Origin of the sequence: Sphingomonas astragali, assembly GCF_051400615.1 — a bacterium.
Lineage (GTDB): Bacteria > Pseudomonadota > Alphaproteobacteria > Sphingomonadales > Sphingomonadaceae > Sphingomonas.
Window position 1 is genome coordinate 1 of the sequence record NZ_JBLFFH010000014.1, and the last position, 640, is coordinate 640.

Here is a 640-nt window from a genome sequence, read left to right on the forward strand (position 1 = left end):
TATAGCTGCCGCCCGACGCTCCCTGCTGGTAGCTGTTGATCGCCGCATAGGCGCCGTCGAACTCGGCCACGCTCGCGCCGTAGGTCGCGCCGTTCTTGAACGGACCCGCCACCGCCGCCGTCGTCCGCCGGTCGATCGACGCCTGGTAGCCGATGTTGTCGCTGCCGTTGTTGCCGACATAGCCGATCTGCTTGCCGTCGAACCGGTACCAGATCTCGTGCGGGTCCCCGCTCGCCAGCCCGTCCGCCTCGTCCCGCCGGATCGCCTGCCCCAGCGCGTTGTTCACCACCCCGATCGTGCGCGGCCGCCCGTCCTGCACGCTCGCCGACCGGAACACTCCCGTGCCCGAGTTGGTGTAGTAGCTGCGCTGCACCGTCCCCGATGCCCAGGTGTCCGGCGTATAGTCGACCTGCCGCTGCACCGCGCCGTCGTACCAGTCGTAGCTGGTCACCGTCTTCGTCGACGGCAGCGCCGTGCTCGTGCCTCCCGACACCCGCGTGCCGGTCACGTCCGACTGCGTCACCGCCCCCAGCGCATAGGCGTCCGTCCCGTCGCCGTACTGGTTCACGGTCGTGGTGGTGACCGTCGCCGTCCCCTGGCGCTGCGACACCGTCTCGCTGTCCACCCGGCCCTTGCCGTC

At 70.2% G+C, this 640-nt stretch carries 1 protein-coding gene; it reads right to left on the reverse strand.

Annotated features, from left to right (window positions below):
* A partial coding sequence (locus tag ACMGER_RS18175) for a hypothetical protein (RefSeq protein WP_436813591.1) occupies positions 1 to 640 on the reverse strand: 640 nt, incomplete at both ends.